We start from the raw sequence: 23,587 nt of genomic DNA on the forward strand, positions 1-23,587 counted from the left end.
CCGGATCGGGAAGCCTCACTGCGCTGTCACAGCTAAGGTGGATATAACCGCCTGTGAGAGACGCGCTTGTGGATAGTCTGAAAATCGCTACCTACAACATCAATGGCATCCGTGCACGTCGGGCCAATCTGCTCGAATGGCTGGCGCGCGAGCAGCCTGATGTGGTCTGCCTGCAGGAACTCAAGGCGCAGGACGCCGACTTTCCCATCGATGACATCCGCGCGGCCGGCTATGGCGCGATCTGGCAGGGGCAGAAGTCGTGGAATGGCGTGGCGATCCTGGCCCGCGATTGCGAGCCGCTGGAGATCCGCCGCGGGCTACCGGGCGATCCCGATGACAGCCACAGCCGCTATCTGGAAGCGGCCGTGCAGGGCGTGATCGTTGCCTGCCTCTACCTGCCCAATGGCAACCCGCAACCGGGGCCGAAGTTCGATTACAAGCTGGCTTGGTTCGAGCGCTTCATAGAGCACGCCGCCGGCCTGCTCGCCAGCGGCCACCCGGTAGTGCTGGCCGGCGACTACAACGTGGTACCGACCGACGAGGACATCTACAACCCGCGCTCCTGGAAGAAGGACGCGCTGCTGCAGCCGGAAAGCCGCGAATGCTTCGAGCGCCTGCTGGCGCAGGGCTGGACCGACGCGTTGCGCGCCACGTACCCGGACGAGCGCATCTACACCTTCTGGGACTACTTTCGCCAGCACTGGCAAAAGAACTCCGGGCTGCGCATCGACCATCTGCTGCTCAGCCCGGACCTCGCGCCGCGGCTGCAGGATGCCGGCGTCGACCGCTGGGTGCGCGACCAGGCACATGCCAGTGACCATGCCCCGACATGGGTACGCCTTGCAGTCGATGAGGGCTGATAAATCTATGGTCGCTCGCGCCTGGCGACGGTCGGCCTGAGCATCTGGAGCTGCCATGCCACCGCTTGTCGGCTGGCATGTTCCGGTGCTGGCTATTGGCCAGTTCCTGGCCTGTTCTATGTCTCGAACAGGCCTAGGTAGTGGCCAATCGATATTGATTCGGTTGTTGCAGGAGGTATGGATGCTCAGACACCTAGATTCAACCCGCGAAGTGTTGGACCCCGCAGCGATGCTGGCGAAGCTGGAGGCCGGCAACCTGTCGATCGGCACGATGCTATGCGAGGCCTTGCACGCCGTGCGCAACCACTTGGGAATGGAGGTGGCGTTCGTTGCCGAGTTCAGCGAGGGTGCCCGCATCTTCCGACACGTCGACGGCCGGACCGAACACCTGACGCTCTGCGTTGGTGACTCCGGTCCGCTAGAGGAAAGCTACTGCCAACGGGTTGTTGACGGGCGCCTGCCCGAGCTGATCAACGACGCCACGCAGCTCGCTGAAGCGTTGCTCCTGCCGGTTACCGCCGAGCTGCCGGTTGGCGCCCATCTGAGCGTGCCTATCCGCTTCAGCGATGGTGCGCTCTACGGTACTTTCTGCTGCTTCAGCACACGGCCGGACAGTAGCCTGAACGAGCGCGATCTCAACACGTTGCGCCTGTTTGCAGCATTCGCCGGGCGGTTGCTCGAATCCCAGGCGAAAAGACTGGATGCACGCGAGGCGAAGCGCAATCGGGTCGCAGCGGTGTTGGCCAACCGCGCCTATGGCGTGGTCTATCAGCCAATCGTGCATCTTGTAGAGAACCGCATCGTTGGCCATGAGGCGCTGGCTCGGTTCAGCGCAGAGCCGCAACGCACGCCGGACAAGTGGTTCGATGAGGCGGGGCAGGTGGGCCTGCAGCAAGAGCTGGAGGTAGCACTGATTGAAGCGGCTTTGAAAGGCATGGATCGGTTGCCGCCCAACAGCTACCTGTCGCTGAACGTCTCGCCCGACACCATTCTTGCCGGGGCGCTGGACAATGTGCTGGCCCACCAGCCAATGGTGCGTCTGATGCTGGAGGTCACCGAGCACGCTTGCGTACAGGATTATGCATTGCTCGCTGAAGCGCTCGAGCCGCTGCGCAGCAAAGGACTGCGCCTGGCTGTCGATGATGCGGGCGCCGGCTACGCCAGCTTCCGCCACATCCTCAAGCTGAAGCCTGATGTGATCAAGCTCGATAGTAGCCTGATCCGTAATATCGATAGCGACACTGGCAGCCGCGCCTTGGCTGCTGCACTGATCCGTTTTGCCGAGGAGACAGGCTGCAAGGTGGTGGCCGAAGGCGTCGAAACGCGCGAAGAGCTGGCCATGTTGCGGCGCTTGGAAGTGAACAAGGCGCAGGGTTACCTGTTAGGCCGGCCAATGCCCCTCCATGCTCGTGTCGCTGCAGGCTGAGCCGCGCTGCGAGGCGCGATTTTGGGGCGATTCGGCTGAGCCCTGCACTGCCTTCGGGCGGTTTCGCTGAACCTTTGTGGTGCGTGGGCAGTCGACTTTATAACGCGGGCGGCAGCGATGTGGCCCTTTCCGAGTCGACTTGTCAGGAGGTACAAGATGGATACGAAAGACACGATTTCAGTGCTCAACGACCTGATTGAAACCAGCAAGGATGGCGAAAAAGGCTTCCTCGAATGCGCCGAAGACCTGCGCGATCCGCAACTCAAGAGCATCATGAATCAACGTTCGCGCGATTGCGCCACGGCCGCTGCCGAGCTGCAGCAGCTGGTCCGCTCGATGGGCGGTGATCCGGAAACCAGCACCAGCATGGCGGCCGATATGCACCGCCGTTGGGTCGACCTCAAGTCGATGATCACCGGCAAGGACGATGAGGCCATCCTCAACGAGTGCGAGCGTGGTGAAGATGTTGCGGTGAAGAGCTACCGCAAGGCATTGGAAAAAGATCTGCCGGCCGAAGTGCGGATCGTCGTGGAACGCCAGTATCAGGGCGTGCAGCGCAACCATGATCAGGTCAAGGCACTGCGCGACGCGGCGCGCGCCCGCAGCTGACTGTCAGCGCATCCGCTTGTAGCGGCATGAAAAACGCCAGCGTCTGCTGGCGTTTTTTTTGCTTTTATACAGGCCTCACCTTTCTGCCAGCCGTCCGTTGCACAAGGCGATCAGGACCCGTCAGCTGCATGTTCTGGCGCTTGCCAGCCCCCGCCCAGCGCGCGATAGAGCTGAATCAGGCGGTTGATTCGCGCCTCCCGCAGTTGCACTTCCGTCAGCTGGGTATCGAACAGGTTGCGCTGGGCATCGAGCGCTTCGAGATAGGACGAATAGCCACCGTGATAGCGGTCCTCGGCGATCTCCAGTGAGCGTGTCAGTACCGTGCGGCGTGCTTCGATGCGGTCGCTCTGGCTGGCCAGGCGATCCAGGCCGGAGAGGGCATTCTCCACTTCACTGAAGGCGGTGAGCACTGCCGCGCGATAGGCATAGGCCGCCTGATTACGCTCGGCCGTGGCCACCGCGACGCCGGCTTCGCGGCGGCCACCATCGAACAGCGGGGCGAGCACGCTGGCGCCCAGGTTCCAGACCTTTACCGGGTCGTAATCCAGCGCGTTGACATAGAGGCGCCCGAGGCTCGCGGAAAGTTGCACTTGCGGCAGGAAGCGGTCACGTTCGCTGTCGAGGAACAGGTCACTGGCCGCCAGCTGCTGTTCGGCCTGGTACAGATCGGGGCGTTGGCGCAGCAGTGCCGCGGGGAGGGCGCCGGGCACTGCGGGTGGATGCAGCGCATCCAGCGTACCGCGCGCCACCGGGCCGGGTGAGTCGCCGGCGAGCCGACGTAGTGCATGCTCCTGCTCGACGATGGCCTGTTCCAGTTGCGGTACCAGCTGCGCCGCGGCTTCGAACTCGGCGCGGGCCTGGGTCAGCTCCAGCTCCGAGGTGTAGCCCATCCGCGCCCGATCCTCGGCCAGGTGCAGCGCCGCCTGCCGCGACTCCACGGTTTCGTGGGTCAGCGCGAGCTGGCGATCCAGCGACAACAAGGACACATAGCCCTGCGCCACAGTGGCGACGACCGCCAGGCGCAGACTTTGCTGTTCGGCCGCCGAAGCCTCGTACTGCAATTCGGCAACCTGGCGCAGACGGGCGAGGCGTCCCCACAGGTCCGCTTCATAGCTGAGCTGGAGGCCAGGCTGCGCGGCAGTGGTGGTGGTCAGGCCGGCTGCGCCGAAATCCTGGCTGCGCTCGGCCCCGAGCACGGCATCCAAACTCGGCAAGAGGGCCGCGCGAGACAGTCGGATCTGCTCGCGGGCGGCGTTCAGGCGCTCCGCCCCGGTCAGCAGGTCGGTGTTGCGCGCCAACGACCGCTCGACCAGCGCCGCCAGCGCGGGGTCGCCAAAACCCTGCCACCATCGCTCGATGGGGGTTGTGCCATCGGCAGGGCTGCGCCACTGAGCAGGTATCTCCTCTAGCCGAGCCTGCTGGGGTATCGGTTCACGGTGCGGTACGCAAGCGCAGAGCAAACCGAGCGTCAGCGCGCCAAACAGGCCATACAGCTTCATTGCGCAGCGGTGTCCACGTGGGTGATGACCGACAGGCCGGGACGCAAGCGCTCGAGCAGTGGCTGATCGGGATCGATGGCGATGCGCACCGGGAGGCGCTGTACGACCTTGGTGAAGTTGCCGGTGGCATTGTCCGGGCGCAGGACACTGAACTCGGAACCAGTTGCCGGAGCCAGGCGCTCGACGCGCCCGGTAAGACGCGCACCGTCCAGCGCGTCGACCTCGAAGATGACCGGCTGCCCGGCGCGCATGTTTGCCGTCTGGGTTTCCTTGTAATTGGCGATCACCCAGAGCTTGGGCGGAACCAGGAAGAGCAGCTGGGACCCGGCTGAAACGTACTGGCCCAGGCGCACCCCCACTTCACTGACACGGCCGGCGGTGGGGGCGACGATTTCGGTGTTGGCCAGGTCGATCTCGGCCTGGTGCAGGGTGGCCTCGGCGATCTGTACCCGCGCGTGCAGGCCGCCACGGGAGACATCGCTGGCCTTGAGCGTCTGCTCGGCGATCTCGATGGCAGCACGCGCTTTCTGTACGTTTGCCTTGGCTGCGAGGGCGCTGGCGCGGGCCTGATCGCGCTCGCGAATGGAGACGGAGCCGCGCTCGGCCAACTCATCGACACGGCGCTCATCGGTCCGCGCACGAACCAGTTCGGCTTCGGCGGCGAACAGGTCGGCGCGGCGGACGGCCAGGGTGGCGCGGTCGGCGGCCAGCTGCTGGTCGAGGTTTTCCAGCTCGAAGCGTGCGGCGTCCCGTTCGGCGCGCCGCTGGGCGACCCGTTGCTGGTACTGCCTGTCATCGATGCGCACCAGCACCTGGCCCTGGCGGACCTGCTCGAAGTCCTGTACACGCACCTCGGTGACGTAGCCGGCGACCTGCGGCGCGAGCACCGTGAGCTGACCACGTACATAGGCGTTCTCGGTAGTCACCTGGCTGCCGGAGAAGGGCCAGAGCTGCCAGGCGTAAAGAATCGCCAGCACCCCGACCAGGGCGACCAACGACATCAGCAGCACCGAGCGGCGGCTCGGCTGGATGGTCTTGGGTGGCTCGGGTGGGGTGCCGCCAGCGTCCGTGGTCGGTGTGGTTTGGTCGTCGGGTGTGCGCGCATCGCTCATGGGGCGGAAGCCTTCTTCTGTCGCGCCAGGCGCAGGGTATGGAACAGTGACCAGCCGAGCACGGCGATGGCGAGCAGGCCGATCAGGCGGAACACGTCGTTGAAGGCCAGCACGTTGGCTTCGCGGGTGACGGTTTGCGACAGGCGAGCACCGCCCAGCGCCTGGCGCAGCTGCGGGTCGAGCTGGGTCGCGGCCAGCGCCTGGCTCTGCTGGGCGAGACGGGCGGCGACACGCGGGTCTGCCGGAACGATCTGCTCGGACAGATGTGCCGAGTGGTGCTGCTCGCGGACGATCTGGTAGGTGCCGAACACGGCCGGGCCGGCCAGCCCGCCCAGGCTCTGGGTCATGGAGAACAACACAATGAAGCTGACCAGGTAGTTCGGCCCGTTGGCCAGCGCCTTGCCGATGCCGGTGATCAGCAGCGGGCCGAGGAACATGCCGCTGGCGAAGGACAGCAGGCCCTGGCTGAGGAAAAGGTCATGAGGGCGGGTCTGGCTGGTTGCGTCCACGTCGAGAAAGCTCGCCACGCCGATCAGCACGATCGAGAGCAGGATCTGCGCTGAAGCCGTCCTCGGGCTGAAGGTCATCGCGCTGGCGGCGATCCCCGTCACCAGCCCCAGCAGGATCACCGCGTACAGCGGGCGCAGCTGGTCCGGCCCCATGCCGAGCGTCTGCAGCAGGCCGACCGCGCCATAGCTTTGTTCGGACAGCAGAAAACGCAGCGCCAGCGCACCGAAGGCGAAGCGCAGCATCTCGGCGGTGCCCAGCCAGCGCGTCTGCAGCAGCGGATTGCGCCGGTGATGTTCGATCATGAAGGTCAGGCAGCTGAGCAGCAGGGCCGCGATCAGTGCGTAGCCCAGCCACGGCGCTTCGGTCCACCACTGCACGCGGCCCTGGGCGAACACTGCTGCAACAAGCGCCAGGGCGGGGGCGAAAAGGGCAAAGGTAAGGAAATCCAGCGGCTCGAAGACCTTGATGCGCTCGCCCACCGGGAGCTTGAGCACCACCACAGCAGCCAGCGAGCACAGGGCCAGGCCGCTTTCGAACACATACAGGCGGTGCCACTGGCCGATATCCACCAGTGGTGGCGATAACAGCCAGGCCAGCGGCGTGGCGACCTGGGTCATGCCGAAGGCGACAATCACGCCTCGCGGCAGGTCCACCTTGCGGAAGGCCTGCAGCATGTAGAATAGCCCGAGTGAGGTGGTGGCGGCGGCAGCGAAGCCGCTGGCGGCGCGCACGAACATCGCCATGCCCAGGCCCTCGACGAACACGTGGGCGATGGTCAGCAAGGCATACACGGCCAGGCCGATCTCGGCGAAGACGCGCAGGCCGTATTGCTGGCGCACCTTGATCAGCAGCAGATTGGTCGAGACATTCACCATGAAGTAGGCGGCGGGCAGCCATGCACCCTGTTCGGGTGTCAGGCCCAGGTCGCCCTGGATCGCCGGCAGGTTGGCGATGAACAGGGCATTGCCGAGCCCGCCGGTCAGCCCCACCAGCACCGCCACTGCGGCATAGGCCAGACGCCGCGGCGGACTGTGCAGCAGGACCGCCGGCGAGCCGGGCATCGACGGGCGTTCGTGGGGTTCCCAGCGAGGAACCGGCGCGAGGTATTCGGGCATTGTGAGCGTGCAGGTCCGGGGCGCCACGGCGGCGCGATCACCATAGGACAAGCGTCACGGCGAATTTCGCCCGTCCAATTTGCCCGGCGGGTCGGCAATGCGGACGTTGAGTCGCTGGATCAGATGGCACGTCGCCGTAAGGCGTCAGCTCGGTTCGGCGATCTCGCAGCCCTTGAGCACCAGGCGGATGATGGTTTCGGCGGCCGCGTCGTAGTCGGCGTCGTCGAGCCGGGCCTTGCCGGTGACGGTGCTGATCTGCCAGTCGAAATCGGCGTAGGTCTGGGTCGCTGCCCAGATGCTGAACAGCAGGTGATTGGCATCGACCCTCGCCATAAGGCCATCGTCGATCCAGCGCTGGATGCAGGCGATGTTGTGCGCGGCTTGGGTGTTGAGCTGCGTGGTGCGCTCCGGGGACAGGTGCGGGGCGCCGTGCATGATCTCGTTGGCGAACACCTTGGAGGCGCAAGCGTGGTCGCGGGAAATCCTGATCTTGGTGCGGATATAGGCGCGCAGAACCTCGGCAGGATGGCCAGGCTGGTTGAACGGCGCCGAGGCTTCGAGCAAGGGTTCGACGATGCTCTCCAGCACCTCGCGGTAGAGGTTTTCCTTGGACTTGAAGTAGTAGTAGACGTTGGGCTTGGGCAGCCCGGCTCGGGCCGCGATGTCACTGGTCTTGGTCGCGGCGAAGCCCTTTTCGGCGAACTCTTCGCTGGCGGCTTTGAGGATCAGCTCTTTGTTGCGCTCACGGATACTGGACATGGGGGCCTTTCGCTGGCTGCCGGCGATACGAACAAGCGCCCGCATGCTAGCACCCCGGTCGCAAGCCCCTCAACCGAAGCGCCGGAGGAGAGGCGAAGGGGCGTGGAACCCCTTCGCGACAGCACTCAGAAGTGCGCTTTTACGATGGCGCTGAAGGTGTTCTGGTCGGTTTTGCCAACGAAGTTGCGGCTGACGAATCCACCGTCTTCGATGCCGTACTTGTTGGACCAGTAGTCGTACTCGATACCTACGTAGAGCCGGCCCGGCTCGTGGTCCAGCGCCTTGCCCAGGTCGTACTTGATCTGCGGCACGATATGCAGGTTCTTCGAGATGAAGTCGCCACGAGACTCGGAGCCTGCATCGTTGACTACCCAGTCGATAAAGCCGTCGAAAAGGATGTCGGACTTGCCAACGGGGAAGGTCATCGCCCAGGTCGGAGTGACCTGCCACTGCCCGGACGGCTTGCCGGTGCTGCCATCGGGCTTGCGGTAGTAAAGGTTAAGCGCGAAGCGGTCGAAGCCGGGCAGCTCGAGGTCTACGGCCGGGCCGAGCAGGTAGTTCTGGTTCGGCACGCCGTCCGCCGAGCTTTCGCCGCGTTCGTAGGTGGCGCCGATCAGCACGTCCTTGACCGGGCCGAACGACAGGTCGCGGCCGCTGACCTTGCCCAGCGACAGGCGCGGGCTGAATTCGCCGTAGTAGGTGTGGCCGTCGCTGCCGCTGACGCCGTTGAACCAGATGTTGTCGACGAAAAAGAACATGTCGCCCCAGGCCCAGCCGCTGGCGTGCTCGAAGGTGACGGTCTGCTGGGTGTCGGGGTCGACCTTGTAGTCCTGGCCGTAGAGGTAGGTGAGGCTGTTGTTCTGCCAGTGCAGCAGGTCGCCGGCCATGGCCGGGGCGGCGAGCAGGCCGCCGGCGAGGGCGAGGCAGAGCGGGGCAGTCTTGGAATGCATGGTGTGGTTTTCCTGTGGTGTCTTTCATGAAGCCGAGCGGCGACCGGCGCGTATTCTCCGCGAAGGGCCTGGCGGCGGGAAGTGCGAGCGCGGCGACTCAGCCGGCAGTGGTGACGACGTCCGGAGGCGAGGCGGCGCTGGGGCGAACGGGAGGGCGGAAGCGGGATGGTCGTCCGGCTGGAAGAGCGGGGTGCGGGCGCGAAGGAGCGATGCCGCTGCTGGTGGCGGTTGCGGTCATGGTTAAGCCTGCCATCTTGTTGTTGTTCGGTCATGGGCTTGCGAGGCTTCACGGCGCCTCGTCTTCGCTGAGCGACGAAAACGGACGAACACTCAGGATGCTCTGACTATAGCAATCTGTAGACAGGGCGATAAACAATTAATTTTAATATTGTGCACAATTTGCTTGTGCCAATTGCTCACCGGTCGCGGCGCCATCAGCGGCCGCGAATCCAGGCAGGAGGCTTCTGCCTGGATTCGGTTACGCCGCGGGCTCAGGACACCGCGGTCGGCGCGATCCGTGCGGCCAACGGGGAACGGCGGATCACCAGCTTCTCCAGCTCCGCCACGCAGAACACCAGCAGGCCGGCGCAGACCACCTGGGCCCATTGTAGCGGCGAGAGGTAGGTCGAACCGAAGATCGACTGCATGATCGGCGCGTGGGTGAACGCCAGTTGCAGGGGAATGCAGGCGGCGATGGCCAGCAGCACGTAGGGGTTGCCCGTCAGGCCCTGGCGATTGGCGACCGAGGCGAGGATCGAGCGGCTGTTGAGCAGGTAGAACATCTCCGCCATCACCACGGCATTGACCGCCATGGTGCGCGCCGCTTCGACGTTGCCGCTGCTGTTCATTTCCCAGAGGAACAGGCCGAGGGCGCCGCTCATCATCAGCACCGACACCATCAGCACCCGCCAGATGAAGAAGCCCGACAGCAGGGCCTCGCCCGGCGGCCGCGGCCGCCGGCCCATGATGCCGCGCTCGGCCGGTTCGAAGGCCAGCGCCAGGCCCAGGGTGCTGGAGGTGACCATGTTGATCCACAGCACCTGCGCCGGCGTCAGCGGCAGGGTGAGTTCGAAGAGGATCGCCGCGATCACCACCAGTGCCTCGCCGCCGTTGGTGGGCAGCATGAACAGGATGAACTTCTTCAGGTTGTCGTAGACCGCGCGACCTTCGCGTACGGCGGAGGCGATGGTGGCGAAGTTGTCGTCGGCCAGCACCATGTCCGAGGCCTCCTTGGCCGCTTCGGTGCCTTTCATGCCCATGGCCACGCCGACGTCGGCGCGCTTGAGCGCGGGGGCATCGTTGACCCCGTCGCCGGTCATGGCCACGACCTGGCCGTCGTCCTGCAGGGCCTGCACCAGGCGCAGCTTGTGTTCCGGGCTGGCGCGGGCGAACACGTCGACGTCCATGGCGACCTGGCGCAGGGCGGCATCGTCCATCAGCGCCACTTCGGCGCCGGTCACCGCCGGCTTGCCGACGCCGATGGCGAGCTGGGCGCCGATGGCCCGCGCGGTCTCGGCATGGTCGCCGGTGATCATCTTCACGCGGATGCCGGCGCGGTGGCATTCGTCCACCGCGACGATGGCTTCCTCGCGCGGCGGGTCGATGATGCCGACCAGCGCCAGCAGGGTGTAGCCGGCTTCGACATCGGCGAAGGTCAGCTGGTCGTTCGCCGGCGCGCTGCGCTTGCAGGCCAGCGCCAGCAGGCGCAGCCCCTTGGCCGCAGTGTCGGTCGCCATGCGCCGCCAGTAGTCGCGGTCGATGGGCTGGTCGCCGGCGTGCCCGGCCTGGCTGCCGCACATTTCCAGGATGCGCTCGGGCGCGCCCTTGACGAAGATCCAGGGCGCGCCGTCGCTGTCCTGGTGGTAGGAGGCCATGAAGCGGTGCTGCGACTCGAAGGGAATCGAGTCCAGACGCGGCCAGGCGCCGTCGGCGACGTGCTGGCTGAAGCCGACCTTGCCGCCCAGGACCAGCAGCGCGCCCTCGGTGGGGTCGCCCATGACGCGCCACTGGTGGGCCTGTTGCTGGAGGTGGGCGTCGTTGCAGAGCACGCCGGTGCGGATCGCCAGCGCCAGCGCGGGGTAGTGCTCGGGGTCGACGATCCTGTCGTCGAGCCGGCAGTCGCCCAGCGGTTCGTAGCCCACCCCGGAGACGTCGAATACGTGATCGGCGCAGACCACCCGTTGCACGGTCATCTCGTTGCGGGTGAGGGTGCCGGTCTTGTCGGAGCAGATCACCGTCACCGAGCCCAGGGTTTCCACCGCCGGCAGGCGTCGGATGATCGCGTTGCGCTGGGCCATGCGCTGCACGCCCAGGGCCAGGGTGACGGTCATGATCGCCGGCAGGCCTTCGGGAATCGCCGAAGCGGCCAGGGCCACCACCATCATGAACATGTCGGCGGCCGGATGACCTCGCCAGAGCGTGCCGAGGACGAAGGTGGCGGCGGAGGCGGCCAGCACGGCGAAGGCCAGCCAGCGGCCGAAATGATCCACCTGGCGCAGCAGCGGCGTGGCCAGGTTCTGGATGCCGGTGAGCATCTGGTTGATCTTGCCCAGCTCGGTCGCCGCGCCGGTGGCGACGACGATGCCCGTGGCCTGGCCGAACACCACCAGCGTGCCGGAATAGGCCATGCCGTAGCGATCGCCCAGCGGCGCATCGGCCGCCACCGCTTCGATGCTTTTCTCCACCGGCAGGGATTCGCCGGTGAGCGCGGCTTCCTCGACACGCAGTTCCTTCGCCTTCACCAGGCGCAGGTCGGCCGGCACCCGGTCGCCGGAAACCAGCAAGACCCGATCGCCAGGAACCAGGTCGGCGGTGTCTATCTGGCGGCGGTCGCCGCCGCGCACCACGGTGGCGTGTGGCGAGAGCATGGCGCGGATGGCATCCAGCGCGGCTTCGGCCTTGCCTTCCTGGATGAAGCCGATGATGGCGTTGATCACCACGGCGGCGAGCAGCACGCCGGTATCGACCCAGTGCCCGAGGATGGCGGTGATCACCGCTGCGCCGAGCATCACGTAGAGCAGGATATTGTGGAACTGCATCAGCAGCCGCGTCAGCACACCGCGGCGCTTGGGCGGGGCGAGGCGGTTGGGACCGTACTGGGCGATGCGCCGCGCCGCTTCGTCGTCCGCCAGCCCGCCCGGGCTGCTTTGCAACTGCGTTTCGACTTCGGCGGCCGGCAGGGTGTGCCAGTTCGATTGCGAATGTTCGCTGGGGTGGATGGTCGAGCGATCGTTCATGACCGGCGCCTCTGGGTGGTCCATGGGGTGCGGCGTGTTCGTGGCAGGCCGATTCGCCTGGCGCCTTCGAGCTTACCCAACCACCCGTCGGCCGGCATGATTTAACGCAAGAGTTGTGTTTCCGAACACTGCAGGGGGACGATTGGCTTGCAGCGGATCCGTGGACGTGCGTCCTGCGATGGTACAGGCCTGCCAGGGGGACTGGCGTTTCATTGCGCTTTCCTGGAGAGGCAAAGATTGATACCGGACTGGCAAGGTTGGGTGTTTTTAATGAAAGTTTCGCTTTCATTGGCCTTTGCCGAGCCGTCTGATAGCTTGGTTTCGCCCTGCTGGGCGAGTCACTTTTTCCAGTCGCGGAAAAAGTAACCAAAAACGCTTGCCCCTGCATCCGGCCCCGGCTGCGCCGGGGTTCGTTGCTCGCTTCGTTCGCCCTTCGGGCCAGCCTGTGGCTGTTACTCCGCTACGCTCCATCGTCGCTCCGAGGGTCGTCGTACAAGGGCCATCCATGGCCCTTTACGAGGGGGCGCCAAGTTCTCTCGCCGCATCCCTGCGGCTCGCCCCTCTGTGCAACGATTCCACTCACCCTCCTGATGGGGCGTTTGGCGTCGCCTGGCAGTTCGTGCCAGAAAGGCCAAGGCAGAACAGCCCACAAGCTTTTCGATCTTCCAGGCGACTCGGACTCCTATTCCCGTCAGGAGGCCGAGTGGAGGTGTCGCGCAGGGGGACGCGAGGCATGGACGCCGAGCGAGGAACGATGGGGCAGGGACGTCCCATCGTGACGGCCCCCGGAGCGGCACCGGAAGGAGGGAACCCCGGCGCAGCCGGGGCCGGATGTCGGGTGGCCTTCTTTTTGGTTCCTTTTTCTTGGCCAAACAAGAAAAAGGGACTCGCCCAGCAGGGCGAAACCAGAAGTATCAGCACACTCGATAATCGATTTAACGACGAAAATCCAGACCAAACCGAACAGCAGCACCATCACCCAACCTTGCCAGTCCAGTGTCAGGCAACCCATGTCCCCATGAAATGCGAAGAACCGAACTCGAGGTCTGAAAAAGCCGAAGCCCGCATCGAGCGGGCTTCGGCTTTTCTCCGGGGCGGGCCGTTATTCGGTATGGGCGCCCTGGGCGATCCACTGGCCGATCAACTGGCGCTCTTCCGGGGTCATCTGGGTGATGTTGCCCAGCGGCATGATCTGGCTGGCGACGGTCTGTGCATGGATCTTGGCCGCCTGCTGGCGCATCTGCTGCGGGGTGTCGAACATCACGCCGGCGGGGGCGGCGCTGAACAGCGGGCTGGTCGGCTGCGCCGAATGACAGACGGTGCAGCGCTCGTGGATCACGTTGCTGACTTCGGCGAACGCGACGCCATCGCTGGCGGCGGCCGCCGGTTGTTCGACGGCCTGTTGCGGCTGCTGCTGCGCGGCCTGGCTGGCCTGTTCCGGCGTGGTGGCGGCCAGGTTCGGTGCGGCCGGCTGGCGATTGGGCGCGGTGACGTAGGCCAGACAGATCATGCCCAGTGCAGCGGCCGGTAGCGCCCAAGCGAAGCGGTTGCCGTTATGGCGGGTGTTGAAATAGTGGCGTGCCAGCACCGACAGCGCGCCAAGCGCGGCGAGGATCAGCCAGTTGTACTGGCTACCGTAGGTGCTCGGGAAGTGGTTGCTGATCATGATGAACAGCACCGGCAGGGTGAAATAGTTGTTGTGCCGCGAACGCAGCAGGCCCTTGGCCGGCAGCACCGGATCGGGCGTGCGCTTCTGTTCGATGGCGGCGACCAGCGCACGCTGGGCCGGCATGATGATGCGGAACACATTGCCGACCATGATGGTGCCGATCAGCGCGCCGGTGTGGATATAGGCCGCGCGACCGCTGAATATCTGCGAATAGCCCCAGCACGCGGCAATCACCAGCACGAACAGCACCAGGCCGAGCAGGGCGGGGGTCTTGCCCAGCGGTGAATCGCAGAGCAGGTCGTAGACGAACCAGCCGACGATCAGCGAGCCGAAGCCGATGGCGATGGCCGCCGCAGGCGACAGCTCGCTGCCCGGTGCGATCAGGTACAGGCTCGGGTTGAGGTAGTACACCACCATCAGCAGGGCCACACCGGACAGCCAGGTGGTGTAGGCCTCCCACTTGAACCAGTGCAGGTTCTCCGGCATCTGTGGCGGCGCCAGTTTGTATTTCTCCAGGTGGTAGATACCGCCACCGTGGATGGCCCAGAGGTCGCCCGAGAGGCCCTCACGCGGGTTGGCGCGGTTGAGGTTGTTCTCCAGCCAGACGAAGTAGAAGGAAGCGCCGATCCAGGCAATGCCGACGATCATGTGAATCCAGCGAATACTCAGGTTCAGCCATTCGGTCAGATGTGCGTCCACGTTGATTACCTCTTTGCACAGCCGCCTTAGCGACCGTCATTTCTTCTTATTGGAGTCGGCTTGAACACGTCGCAAGCGCAACGGGACTCAGGTCGATTTCCGTTGGGGGTCGAGGAGGAGTTGCTGATCCTCCGTGAAGAAGTACTCGTCGCAGTTGTTGCCAGAACCGCTGCGATCGACCACCAGGAATTCATCCCGCTTTTCGATCGTCAGCACCGGGTGGTGCCAGACGCCGCGGTGGTAATTGACGCCCTGCCTGCCGTTGCTGCGGAAGGCGCGGACATGGTCCGGTACAGGCGCATCGCCAAGTGGCGCGACCACGACCAGAAAGGGGTTGCCGAGCAGCGGAATGAAGGCCTGGCTGCCCAGCGGATGACGTTCGAGCATGCGGATGACCAGCGGCATCTCCAGCGCCTCGGCGGCGAAGATGCTGATGATCGCCTGGTCCTCGGGCGCGGCGGTCTCGACCGTGGCCAGCTTGTGATAGCGGCGGGTCGAGCCGTTGTTGATCATGAAGTAGTCGCTGCCTTCGGTCTCGATGACGTCGCCGAAGGGGGCGAAGGCTTCCTTGGTCAGTGGCTCGATGGTCAGGGTGCGCATGGTGTGCTCGTTCTTTATTGAAGGTTCGTTGTTCGCGTGGGGCTGCTCCCCCTCTCCCCAAGGGGAGAGGGAACTGGCGCGGAGAAACGGCTGACCTCGTTCCTCCCTCTCCCCTTGGGGAGAGGGCCGGGGTGAGGGGAAAGGCGCTTACTACTTCGCCACCTTGCCAAACAACCGCAGCCGGCTCACACCGCCATCCGGGAAAATGTTCAGACGCACGTGGGTGATCGGGCCGAGCTTGGCGATCTGCTCGCTGAACTCGTGTTCGGCGTGCATCGACAGCTTCTGGCTCGGCAGCAGCTCGCGCCAGAACAGGCTCTGGGTTTCGATCTGGCTGTCGGTGCCGCCTTTGACGTAAGCCGCCTGGATCGAGCAGCTGTCCGGGTAGTTGCCCTTGAAATGCAGGGTATCGACGACGATGCGCTCGATCTCGCCCGGATGGCCGAGGGCGACGATGACCCAGTCATTGCCCGGGGTGCGGCGGCGGGCGGTTTCCCAGCCGTCGCCCATGTTCTCGCCACGGTTCGGGTTGAGAATGTTGCTCATGCGGCCGAAATGCTCGTCCGAGCAGGCCAGGGCGCGACCGCCATTCAGCGCCGCAGCCAGGTCGATCTGTTCGTTGTCGCCGACGCTGCTCCAGTCGCGGAACGGAATGCCGTGCACGCGCAGACGCGCCACGCCGCCGTCCGGGTAGATGTTGAAGCGCAGGTGGCTGACCGGCTTGTCGAAGGCGATCTCGTGGTAGTGGTGGCTGTTGCCCTGGAGCTCGACGGCCGGGAGGATTTCCGTCCAGACGGTGTCGTCGCTCGGATCGCCGTCGGCGACGAAGCAGGCTTCCAGCGAGGCGGACGGCGGGTAGTTGCCGGTGAAGTGGCTGGTGTCGATATCCACGCCCTTGATCTGTCCCGGCACGCCCAGGCGGATCACCGCATGGTCGTAACCTTCGAAGCGCTTGCGGCGCGACTCCCAGCCATCCATCCACTTGCCGTTGTCATCGAAAACGCCCTCCTTCCATACGGCCGGTGTTGGCTGGAACAACCGGTTGACGTCGGCGAACCAATCGTCGGTGACGGAGATGGCGCGGGTGCCCAGGCGGGCATCGGCCAGGTTGACGTATTTTTCGAAGGGTACGGCGTAAGCTTTCATGGACTCGTCTGCCTTGGATGAGAAGCGGTTTCTGTCATTACTGCCTTTGTTGCGGTTGGTGCTCGTTACATCGCCTGCAGGCGGAACAGGGCAATCTTGTTGATTTCCGCCAGCGCCCGGGCGAATTCCTGTTCGGGGCTGTTGTGGATGCGTTCTTCGAATGCGGCGAGGATCTGGTGCCGGTTGCTGCCCTTGACCGCCATGATGAAGGGGAAGCCGAACTTGGCCTTGTAGGCCTCGTTGAGCTCGGTGAAGCGGGCGAACTCTTCCGGTGTGCACTCATGGATGCCAGCGCCTGCCTGTTCGGAGGTGCTGGCGGCAGTCAGCTCGCCGCGCACGGCCGCCTTGCCGGCCAGATCCGGGTGCGCATTGACCAGTGCCAGCTGAGTGTCATGGTCGGCGGCGAGCATCGCCTGGGACAGGCGGGTGTGCAGCACCTCAATGTCGTCCAGCGTCTCGTCGACGCCGGCGCCATAGACCGTCTCGGCGACCCAGGGCGAATGCTCGTAGACATCGGCAAAGGCGGCGACGAAGGCGTCGCGATCCAGCGTCGAGGGTTTGATCGTCTTGAACGGGGTCATCAATTGCGCTCCGCGGTAAAAGGGTGGGTGGCGTGCCAGTGGCGGGCAATGTCGACACGACGGGCGCACCAGACCTTCTCATGGCCCTTCACGTACTCGATGAAGCGGGCCAGCGACGCCAGGCGCGCCGGGCGCCCGAGCAGCCGGCAGTGCATACCGATGGACAACATCTTCGGCGCGCCTTCGCAGCCTTCGGCGTAGAGCACGTCGAAGGCATCCTTCAGGTAGGTGAAGAAGTCATCGCCGCTGTTGAAGCCCTGCACCTGGGTGAAGCGCATGTCGTTGGTGTCCAACGTGTAGGGGATCACCAGATGCGGCTTGTCCGGCGTCGACTCGGAGTCCCAGTAGGGCAGATCGTCGTCGTAGGTGTCGGAGTCGTAGAGAAAGCCGCCTTCCTCGCGTACCAGGCGCCGGGTGTTCGGGCCGGTACGGCCGGTGTACCAGCCGAGCGGCCGTTCGCCAGTGATCTCGCCGAGGATGCGGATGGCTTCCTGCATGTGCTCGCGCTCCTGCGCCTCATCCATGTACTGGTAGTCGATCCAGCGGTAACCGTGGCTGCAGATTTCGTGTCCGGCGCCGGCCATCGCCTTGATCAGTTCGGGGTGACGCTGGGCAGCCATGGCGACGGCGAAGATGGTCAGCGGGATGTCGTGCTTGTCGAACAGCTTGAGCAGGCGCCATACGCCGGCGCGGCTGCCGTATTCGTACAGCGACTCCATGCTCATGTGGCGCACGCCTTGCAGCGGCTGTGCGGCGACCATCTCGGAGAGAAAGGCTTCGGATTCCTTGTCGCCATGCAGCACGCTGCGCTCGCCGCCTTCCTCGTAGTTCAGCACGAAGGACAGGGCGATACGGGCGTCGCCCGGCCATTGCGGATGGGGCGGGTTGCTGGCGTAACCGATCAAGTCGCGTGGGTAGTCGGCGCTCACTGGGCTGCTTCCTGTGTGGCGGGTCGTGATGTAACGACCGGATGGCCAGATTGTATACAAGTCGATGCGTGGCTTGTAAATAGCTTTTTCGTAGCGCCTGCCGTGTAGCGCTGCGGTCGGCAGTTTTCGAGCAGGCCGCCACGACAGACGGTATCTGCAGAGAACGGGCCAACAGCGTGCCTCTAAAACTGTGTACAAAAATATCTACAAATTGTCTTGAGTCTGTTGTTCGCGCTGGCTATGCTCCGGGTCAGTTTCCATTCAACAGAGCGGAGGTGCCCGTGGGCCGTTTGACCACACACGTACTCGATGCCGCCCACGGTTGCCCGGGCAGCGGAATCAAGGTGGAGCTGTATCGCGTAGAAGATCAGGGCCTGACGCTGGTCGCCACGCGTGAGACCAACGCCGATGGCCGCTGCGACAGCCCCTTGCTGGACGGCGCGGACTACCGGTCCGGGGTCTATCAGCTGCATTTCCACGCTGGCGACTACTACCGTGGTCGCGGTGTGACGCTGGGGACGCCGGCGTTCCTCGACGAGGTGGTGCTGCGCTTCGGCATCGATGCCGCGCAGGATCACTACCACGTGCCGTTGCTGATTTCGCCGTACAGCTATTCGACCTACCGGGGTAGCTGAAGCGACGTTTGTTCAGTGCTGACTCTTCTGGAGTCCCTTTTGCCCGCCGTAATGGCGGGCTTTTTATTGGTGAGAGTCGAAGCGCGTGACAAGAGCCGTCTGCGGCACCTGCGTCGGGTGGCGTGGACCGCGAAGGGGGCGGTACGGATGCGCCGCGCGTTTCTCGGGACGGACTGCAGGTTGCACCGCGGCAGGCGTGTTGCCCTCCGTCAGGTCGCGAGCCGGCGCTGCCAACGCCAGCCGAGTCACCGACTCATCAAGGACGCCGCTCCCGCGCCTCCAAACAGTGCCGCGCTGGTCCGGTTGAACCACGCATGCCCTTTCCCGGTGCGCAGATAGCGCGCCGCTCCCCGCGCTCCCAGCCCATAGGCCAGCTTGCAGCAGAGATCCAGTATGGCCCAGGTCAGGGTCATCACCAGCAGCTGCTGTAGCAACGGTTGCCCCGCGTTGAGAAACTGCGGCAGGAAGGCGGCGAAGAAGAGCATGTCCTTCGGGTTGCTGCCCCCCAGAATGAACGCTCGGCCGAACAGCCTGCTGAAACGCGGGGCGAGGGCAGGGCTTTCGATCTCGCGGGCAGCCGGTGCCTGACGTGCCGCCTGCCAGCTCTGCCAGGCGAGGTAGAACAGGTACAGCGCACCGATCAGCTTGAGCGCGCTGAACAGGCGCTCCGAGGCCATCAACAGCGCACCAAGCCCCAATGCCGAGGCGCTGAGCAGGGCGATGGAAGCGGTCACGCCGCCGAGAAAGGCTGGCCAGGAGCGGCGCACTCCGTAGTTCAGGCTGTTGCTGATCATCAACAGCGACAGCGGCCCGGGGATGAGGATCACCACCAGCGCGGCACTCGCATACAACAACCAGGTTTCCAGACTCATCACAGTCTCCTGAGAAATGAAAAAGCCCCGCCGCATGCGACGGGGCGGTGAGGCGCGCCTCGTTCAGAGAAACGCGAACTTGGCGATGAAGATCACGCACAGCACGTAGAGGCTGATGGAGACCTTGTCGCGCTGGCCAGTCAACAGCTTGAGCGTTGCGTAGGTCAAGAAACCCAGGGCGATGCCGTTGGCGATGGAGAAGGTCAGCGGCATCATCACCACGGTCACGATGGCCGGGATGGTGTCGGTGTGGTCCTTCCAGTCGATGTTGGCCAGCCCGCTCATCATCAGCATCGCCACGTAGATCAGCGCGCCGGCGGTGGCGTAGGCGGGAATCATGCCGGCTAGCGGGGCGAAGAACATGGCGATCAGGAACAGCACGCCGACGGTCACGGCGGTCAGCCCGGTGCGGCCGCCGGCGGCGACGCCCGAGGCGCTTTCCACGTAGCTGGTCACCGGCGGACAGCCGACGAAGGCGCCGACCACGCTGGAACTGCTGTCGGCCTTCAGCGCGCGGGACAGGTTCTCGATCTTGCCGTCCTCGTTCACCAGGTTGGCACGATGGGCGACGCCCATCAGGGTGCCGGCGGTGTCGAACATGTTCACGAAGAGGAAGGCCAGGATCACGCTGACCATCGCCACGTTGAGCGCGCCGGCGATGTCCATCGCCAGCCAGGTCGGCGCCAGGCTCGGCGGCATCGATACCAGGCCGTTGTACTCCACCAGCCCCAAGGCCCAGCCGACACCGGTGACCGCCAGCATGCTCAGCAGGATCGCGCCGAAGACGTTGCGGTGGCTGAGCACCGCGATCATCAGAAAGCACACCGCGGCGAGCAGGGCGGTGGGTTCGCCGAACGAACCCATGGTGAGCAGGGTGGCCGGACTGTCGACCACGATGCCGGCGGTCTTCAGGCCAATCAGACCGAGAAACAGGCCGACCCCGGCGCCCATGGCGAAGCGCAGGCTCATGGGGATGCTGTTGAGCAGCCATTCGCGGATGCGCGACAGGCTCATGATCATGAACAGCACGCCGGAGATGAACACCGCACCCAGGGCGATCTGCCAGCTGTAGCCCATCTCGCCGACGACCGTGTAGGTGAAGAAGGCGTTCAGGCCCATGCCTGGTGCCAGGCCCACCGGCCAGTTCGCGTACAGGCCCATCAACAGGCAGCCGAGCGACGCGCCGATGCAGGTCGCGACGAAGGCGGCGCCGTGGTCGATGCCGGCGTCGGCCATGATGTTCGGGTTGACGAAGATGATGTAGGCCATGGTGACGAAGGTCGTCAGGCCGGCGAGCAGTTCGGTACGGATGCTGGTGCGGTGTTCGCTTAGCTTGAACAGGCGGTCCAGCCAGCCGGGGGCGGTGCGTTGCAAGGGTGCTGCCTGGGGCTTGCGCTTGATGCTTTCCACTGGGCTTTCCTCATCGTTCTTGTTGTCGATCACCCGGAGCACGACACTCCCGAGGGGCGGGTGATGGTGTGCCCTTCGTTCTGTTAGTTGACCGAAAGGTCAGGAAGGGCTGTCCGGATTATGCTTTTGTATACAAGAATTGCAAACACTAAATCGCCCTCGCTTGTCACGGGAGCTGGCTCGCGTGGCGCACATCGCGGATATGGCGGTGATTGGAGGACAGAACGGTAGGAAATTGATTGTGCACAAGCCCAACGATGTTTTTGCTCGTTTTGTTCGTCCGACGACTGCCAGTGAAGCCGCGAACGCAGTAAAGTTCGGCCTTGCCGACACTTCACTTGCGAGCCATCGATGAACGAACAGTTGCAGCCCCTGAAGAAGCCGACCAAGACAGGCAAGACTCGCACCGGGACGCAGGACGATATCGTTTATGCGCACATCTTCGATGCCATCCTCGAGCAACGTCTGGCGCCGGGGACCAAGCTCAGCGAAGAGGCGCTCGGCGAGATATTCGGCGTCAGCCGCACCATCATCCGCCGTGCGTTGTCGCGTCTGGCCCATGAGGGCGTGGTACTGCTGCGGCCCAATCGCGGCGCGGTGGTGGCCAGCCCGAGCGTCGAGGAGGCAAGACAGATTTTCTTCGCCCGTCGATTGGTGGAAAAAGCCATCACCGAACTGGCCGTGCAGCACGCCAGTGTTGCGCAGCTCGCCGAGCTGCGGCAGATGGTGACCGATGAGCGTGACTGCTTCGATCGAGGCGATCGCGGGGCGGGCATCCGCCTGTCCGGCGAATTTCACCTCAAGCTGGCGGAGGCGGCGAAGAACGCGCCGCTGGTTAGCTTCCAGCGCAGCCTGGTTTCGCAGACCTCACTGATCATCGCCCAGTACGAAAGCGGCAATCGCTCGCACTGCTCGTACGACGAACACAATGAACTGATCGACGCCATCGCCGCCCGCGACAGCGACAAGGCGGTGCACCTGATGATGCACCACATGGACCACATTGACAGCAAGCTGAACCTCGAGGAAGACAGCGCCTCGGGTGATCTGCATGCGGTCTTTTCGCACCTGAGCCTGGCCAAGAAGAAACCCCGCACGGCTCGATAGTGTCACCCCCGCGCGCTGACTCGTCCTGAGTCAGCGCCGTCAGTCATCACCTGCCGCGGTGGCGGCAGAGCCATAACGGCCTCCAGCGCCGATCGCCCGCCAGGACCGCACGCTGCAACCCGCTTCAGCACTGATCGCGACACCAGTGCGCTTCCCGACTCCGATCCGATGCGCATAGCCGCGCTGTTCAGTGCGTCAGCTTGAGTTTATCTTGTTATTGTTATGTTATAACTATTACATGTTGCGCATTGTCGTCTCTCGTTCCTGTTTATCGGAGGCGAGCGGTGCGCATTGTCCGGTCTTGAATGCTGAACACCGAGGTAACCATGATCGAATGCCACCGCCTGCAATGGGGTGCAGGTAGGCACCCGCTTACACCACCTTTGGATTTGCAATTGGCTGTGGGCAGCCTGACCGCAGTCATCGGCAGCAATGGCTCGGGCAAGAGCAGCCTGCTCAAGGTGTTGGCCGGGTTGGATCGTCCGCTGGCTGGGCGGGTCGATGTGGGCGTACCGCGCATGGGCGGGGTGGCTTATCTACCGCAACAGCAACTTGTGGATCGGCAGTTCCCTATTCGCCTTGCGGAATTGGTGGCTGCGGGGTTCTGGCGCAGCCGGCTCGGGCGTAGCGAGCGGCAGGCGCGGATGCGACAGACCCTGAAGGACTGGGGGCTGCTCGAACTGCAAACCCAGGGGCTGCATGCACTGTCCGGCGGCGAGCTGCAGCGCGCATTACTGGCAAGGCTGAGCCTGACCGATGCCAAGGTGCTGTTGCTCGACGAGCCCGAGGCGGCGCTGGACGATGTTGGCCTGGATCTGCTTTGGCAACACATCGAGCGTTGGCAGCGCGAAGGAAGGACGCTGGTACTGGTCAGCCATAACCTCGCCGGGTTGAGCCAATACAACTGTGACGGGTTGTTGATCGCTCGCAGCGGCTGCATCAGGGCGCCGATCCGGCAGTTCGCAGCCGAGCGCCAAGGGCTCGGGCAGGTCGCGTGACACCGGATATTCTCTGGGCGCTTTTCATCGAATTTGCATTCATGCGCCGGGCGCTGTTCGGCAGTGTTGCGCTGGCTTGCAGCGCCGGGCCGCTGGGCGTCTTTCTGATTCTGCGTCGAATGACGCCTGATGGGTGATGCCATCGCCCACGGCATCCTGCCTGGTGCAGCGCTGGCATTCTGGCTGTTCGGCCTGAGCCTGCCAGCGCTGACTGCTGGCGGTCTGGTGGCTGGGCTCGGCATGGCTGGCGCGGCGGCGTGGGTCACCCGACGCACCGGGCTACGCGAGGACGCCAGCCTGGCCGCGCTGTATCCCATATCTCTGGCCAGCGGCGTACTGCTACTCGGGCTGGCCGGGCGAAAGCTGGATCTGTTGCACCTGTTGTTCGGCTCGGCGCTGGCTGTCGATACGACCACGCTGTACGGCATGCTCGCTACTGCCGGGTTCAGCTTGTTAGTGCTTCTGGTGATCTTTCGCGCCTTGGCGCTCGACAGCCTCGATCCGCTGTTTCTGAGAAGTATCAGCCGTTTCGGTCCGCTGGCACACGCCGCGTTTCTGACGCTGGTGGTACTCAATCTGGTGATCGGCTTTCAGGCCATCGGCGCGCTGATGGTGGTGGGGCTGATGATGCTGCCCGCTGCCGCAGCTCGGTTCTGGAGTCGTCGACTGCCGGTCCTGTTACCGCTTGCCGCGCTGATCGGTGCGGTGTGCGTGTGGCTCGGTCTGGTTCTTTCCTTCTACGCCAGCTTGCCCAGCGGGCCGTGCATCGTGCTCCTAGCCAGCGTCTTCTATCTGTTCTCGCTGGTGGCAGGCCCGGTAAATGGGCTGCTGCGCTCGACTCCTTTCCCCATCACCGTTTGAGGTA

The 23,587-nt window shown here is 64.5% G+C and carries 19 protein-coding genes and 1 pseudogene; 7 read left to right on the forward strand and 13 right to left on the reverse strand.

The annotated features are described in order from the left end of the window. The first annotated feature begins 68 nt into the window (after nt 1–68). The 3 genes from xth (at nt 69) to AAEZ08_RS13640 (ending at nt 2,895) form a co-directional block, all read left to right on the forward strand. On the forward strand, nt 69–860 hold the full coding sequence (gene xth / locus AAEZ08_RS13630; protein WP_102820247.1) for an exodeoxyribonuclease III: 792 nt from the start codon (nt 69–71) through the stop codon (nt 858–860). A 181-nt stretch (nt 861–1,041) separates the two neighbouring features. After that, a complete protein-coding gene (locus AAEZ08_RS13635; protein WP_500124536.1) occupies nt 1,042–2,286 on the forward strand; it encodes a sensor domain-containing phosphodiesterase in 1,245 nt (414 codons plus the stop codon). A gap of 156 nt (nt 2,287–2,442) precedes the next feature. Further along, a complete protein-coding gene (locus tag AAEZ08_RS13640) occupies nt 2,443–2,895 on the forward strand; it encodes a PA2169 family four-helix-bundle protein (protein ID WP_500124537.1) in 453 nt (150 codons plus the stop codon). A 110-nt stretch (nt 2,896–3,005) separates the two neighbouring features. On the opposite strand, the gene AAEZ08_RS13645 is transcribed toward AAEZ08_RS13640, so the two are convergent. From AAEZ08_RS13645 to puuE, 11 genes are all read right to left on the reverse strand, one after another. Continuing rightward, nucleotides 3,006–4,394 carry an efflux transporter outer membrane subunit gene (locus tag AAEZ08_RS13645; protein ID WP_500124538.1) on the reverse strand — a complete coding sequence of 463 codons (1,389 nt, stop codon included), beginning with the start codon at nt 4,392–4,394 and terminating at the stop codon, nt 3,006–3,008. Then, complete coding sequence (locus AAEZ08_RS13650; protein ID WP_003284746.1) at nt 4,391–5,506, reverse strand: HlyD family secretion protein; 1,116 nt, start codon at nt 5,504–5,506, stop codon at nt 4,391–4,393. The genes AAEZ08_RS13645 and AAEZ08_RS13650 overlap by 4 nt, the downstream gene beginning before the upstream one ends. After that, a complete protein-coding gene (locus AAEZ08_RS13655) occupies nt 5,503–7,077 on the reverse strand; it encodes an MFS transporter (RefSeq protein ID WP_500124591.1) in 1,575 nt (524 codons plus the stop codon). Before AAEZ08_RS13655 ends, AAEZ08_RS13650 begins: the two co-directional genes overlap by 4 nt. 198 nt (nt 7,078–7,275) lie before the next feature. After that, complete coding sequence (locus AAEZ08_RS13660; protein WP_036991958.1) at nt 7,276–7,890, reverse strand: TetR/AcrR family transcriptional regulator; 615 nt, start codon at nt 7,888–7,890, stop codon at nt 7,276–7,278. A 125-nt stretch (nt 7,891–8,015) separates the two neighbouring features. Beyond that, entirely contained in the window at nt 8,016–8,840 is an 825-nt protein-coding gene (locus AAEZ08_RS13665; RefSeq protein WP_427703254.1) for an outer membrane protein OmpK, read from the reverse strand. Nucleotides 8,841–9,331: 491 nt separating this feature from the next. Next, the gene (locus AAEZ08_RS13670) at nt 9,332–12,076 is read right to left on the reverse strand and encodes a cation-transporting P-type ATPase (protein WP_500124539.1); all 2,745 of its coding nucleotides are present in this window, start codon (nt 12,074–12,076) and stop codon (nt 9,332–9,334) included. A gap of 1,102 nt (nt 12,077–13,178) precedes the next feature. Further along, nucleotides 13,179–14,444: a urate hydroxylase PuuD gene (locus tag AAEZ08_RS13675; protein ID WP_058065222.1), complete on the reverse strand. Its 1,266-nt coding sequence runs from the start codon at nt 14,442–14,444 to the stop codon at nt 13,179–13,181. A gap of 87 nt (nt 14,445–14,531) precedes the next feature. Then, nucleotides 14,532–15,044: an ureidoglycolate lyase gene (locus tag AAEZ08_RS13680; protein ID WP_483031773.1), complete on the reverse strand. Its 513-nt coding sequence runs from the start codon at nt 15,042–15,044 to the stop codon at nt 14,532–14,534. A 150-nt stretch (nt 15,045–15,194) separates the two neighbouring features. Then, complete coding sequence (gene alc / locus AAEZ08_RS13685; RefSeq protein WP_003284733.1) at nt 15,195–16,190, reverse strand: allantoicase; 996 nt, start codon at nt 16,188–16,190, stop codon at nt 15,195–15,197. Between the two features lie 65 nt (nt 16,191–16,255). Further along, on the reverse strand, nt 16,256–16,771 hold the full coding sequence (uraD, locus tag AAEZ08_RS13690; protein WP_500124540.1) for a 2-oxo-4-hydroxy-4-carboxy-5-ureidoimidazoline decarboxylase: 516 nt from the start codon (nt 16,769–16,771) through the stop codon (nt 16,256–16,258). Further along, nucleotides 16,771–17,700 carry an allantoinase PuuE gene (puuE, locus tag AAEZ08_RS13695; protein WP_500124541.1) on the reverse strand — a complete coding sequence of 310 codons (930 nt, stop codon included), beginning with the start codon at nt 17,698–17,700 and terminating at the stop codon, nt 16,771–16,773. The genes uraD and puuE overlap by 1 nt, the downstream gene beginning before the upstream one ends. Before the next feature lie 281 nt (nt 17,701–17,981). Between puuE and uraH the strand changes: the two genes are divergently transcribed. Beyond that, a complete protein-coding gene (gene uraH, locus AAEZ08_RS13700) occupies nt 17,982–18,335 on the forward strand; it encodes a hydroxyisourate hydrolase (RefSeq protein WP_500124542.1) in 354 nt (117 codons plus the stop codon). 245 nt (nt 18,336–18,580) lie between these two features. Here the strand turns inward: uraH and AAEZ08_RS13705 are convergent, their stop codons facing one another. Further along, on the reverse strand, nt 18,581–19,207 hold the full coding sequence (locus AAEZ08_RS13705) for a LysE family translocator (protein ID WP_500124543.1): 627 nt from the start codon (nt 19,205–19,207) through the stop codon (nt 18,581–18,583). Nucleotides 19,208–19,270: 63 nt separating this feature from the next. Then, complete coding sequence (locus tag AAEZ08_RS13710; protein ID WP_500124592.1) at nt 19,271–20,617, reverse strand: NCS2 family permease; 1,347 nt, start codon at nt 20,615–20,617, stop codon at nt 19,271–19,273. 351 nt (nt 20,618–20,968) lie between these two features. On the opposite strand from AAEZ08_RS13710, the gene AAEZ08_RS13715 reads away from it, so the two are divergent. The 3 genes and pseudogenes from AAEZ08_RS13715 (at nt 20,969) to AAEZ08_RS13725 (ending at nt 23,583) form a co-directional block, all read left to right on the forward strand. Next, a complete protein-coding gene (locus AAEZ08_RS13715) occupies nt 20,969–21,724 on the forward strand; it encodes a GntR family transcriptional regulator (RefSeq protein WP_102820234.1) in 756 nt (251 codons plus the stop codon). Between the two features lie 326 nt (nt 21,725–22,050). Continuing rightward, nucleotides 22,051–22,722 carry a metal ABC transporter ATP-binding protein gene (locus tag AAEZ08_RS13720; protein WP_102820291.1) on the forward strand — a complete coding sequence of 224 codons (672 nt, stop codon included), beginning with the start codon at nt 22,051–22,053 and terminating at the stop codon, nt 22,720–22,722. 41 nt (nt 22,723–22,763) lie between these two features. Then, a pseudogene (locus AAEZ08_RS13725) lies at nt 22,764–23,583 on the forward strand (metal ABC transporter permease). Nucleotides 23,584–23,587: the final 4 nt, after the last annotated feature.

Source organism: Pseudomonas sp. E45-MNA-CIBAN-0222 (assembly GCF_040310405.1).
Lineage (GTDB): Bacteria > Pseudomonadota > Gammaproteobacteria > Pseudomonadales > Pseudomonadaceae > Stutzerimonas > Stutzerimonas stutzeri_AC.